Genomic DNA, 1,959 nt, shown 5'->3' on the forward strand with positions numbered 1-1,959 from the left:
CTGTGGGCATTGCCCACCCTACTGGCTATTTCGGGAAGAGATAGGCGCGAAAAGTGTGGTAAACACGCCTCAGTGGAGCACCTTTTCAAGACAGATGGGAAGCAAAAAATCAACCCCGAATTGAAGGGTTAACTTCGATTCGGGGTTGATTTAAAATAGTGGAGCTGGGCAGAGTCGAACTGCCGTCCGCCCTGGGTATTAACTTTCCGCTCATTCACAGGTATAGTCTATCTAACCCTCAAGACGGGAGTGACCTATTGTCCCAGGTCGCAGGATACTCTGATGAATCTTAGCCAACTAACCTACCAGAGACGGTTAATGAGAGCATCCGTTGGGGTTTATCGATAATATTTAACGGAGTCATGTTATCGATGCTCGGACTTAGAAATTAATCTTAAGTGTTTTTAGGCAGCTACAGGAGCGGCTTTACGAGCGAAAGGTACAATGTTGTTTGCATTTGTATTTAGTTGAGCCGATATTTACGAGAGTGGACTCCCTCTCGACCTGTATCACAGTGCAGCTTTCGCCAACACGTCGAAACCTTTACAGCCCCAAGTCTTTCTATTATATAGTAGTTTTGGGGATTTTGGGAAGAGGTAGGGGATAGGGAATAGGGGATAGAGAATAGTGTTTAAAAACTACCAATTTCCGGCTCGTTAATAAAATTAAACGTGCAAACATGTTTGAAATATCAAAGTCTAATTAATTGACTGAACTCTCGTCCCTATTCCCTATCCTCTATTCCCTATCCCCTAATTTATGAAACTCCTCTGCATCAGCAACGGACACGGTGAAGACGCGATCGCTCTGCCTGTGCTCCAAGAGTTGCGAAAATTAGCTAAATCGTCAGAAATAGTTGCCTTGCCGATTGTGGGTGTGGGTGAAGCTTATCGCAGTCATGATTTTCCGATCGCGGGGAAAGTCCAGGTGATGCCATCGGGGGGATTTCTCAATCAGGATAATCGCCAATTGGCGCGGGATCTTCAGGGGGGATTGGTGGGATTAACGATCGATCAACTGCGGACGATTCGGCAATGGGGCAAATCTGGCGGCAAAATTCTGGCGGTGGGGGATATTGTCCCCTTATTATTTGCGTGGTTGAGTGGTGCGGAATACGCCTTTATCGGTACGGCAAAATCCGAATACTATATTCGCGATCGTCAGGGAAACATCTTAGCCTCGCAGCGCAATTCGATCGAAGTTAAAACTGGCTCGTATTATCTGCCGTGGGAACGCTGGTTGTTGAGTCGTCGCAACTGTCAAGCGGTATTTGCTCGCGACAAATTAACTGCCGAAGTCTTGCAACAGTGGCAAATTCCGGCTTTCGATCTGGGTAATCCGATGACAGATGGCGTTGCTATAGGTACCACTCAACCTGGATCTAACCAGCTCCCATCCTTCAAGCGCGAACTGGCGCGATCGTTAATCGTGACGCTACTTCCTGGCTCCCGTCCTCCAGAAGCCTATGCAAATTGGCACCAGATCCTCTTGGCTGTTGAGAGTCTAATTCCGGCCTTTCCCGATCGTCAAATTCTCTGTTTAGCCGCGATCGTTTCAACACTAGATCTAAATGTCATCGAGGAAAATCTTAGCAAACTGGGATGGATGAAGCTAGTAGGAATTGAAGCCGATTTAACTAATTTTAGTCCCGATCCTAGCGCGCTTTATTATCGATACGATCGAGTCACGATCGCCATTAGCACTCAATTGGGACGAGAGTTTATGCAATTGGGTGAATGTGCGATCGCGATGGCAGGAACGGCAACTGAGCAATTTATCAGTTTGGGTAAGCCCGCTGTTACTATTCCCGGTGCTGGCCCACAGTTTACACCCGCCTTTGCCGAAGCCCAAACTCGCCTGTTGGGTGAGTCGGTAATTTTGGTACCGCAGCCGCAGGATGTGGGATTGGCAATACAGCAATTATTACAGTATCCCGAACGATTGCAATCGATCGCCGGG

The 1,959-nt window shown here is 47.6% G+C and carries 1 protein-coding gene and 1 other RNA gene; one reads left to right on the forward strand and one right to left on the reverse strand.

Annotated features, from left to right (window positions below):
* Window positions 1-156: 156 nt before the first annotated feature.
* Window positions 157-553: a transfer-messenger RNA gene (gene ssrA / locus RMO84_RS05840) on the reverse strand.
* Between the two features lie 206 nt (window positions 554-759).
* Between ssrA and RMO84_RS05845 the strand changes: the two genes are divergently transcribed.
* The coding region (locus RMO84_RS05845) for a lipid-A-disaccharide synthase-related protein (protein ID WP_310487535.1) at window positions 760-1,959 on the forward strand (1,200 nt) is incomplete at its 3' end.

This window comes from Chamaesiphon sp. VAR_69_metabat_338, from assembly GCF_031423935.1.
Classification (GTDB): domain Bacteria; phylum Cyanobacteriota; class Cyanobacteriia; order Cyanobacteriales; family Chamaesiphonaceae; genus Chamaesiphon.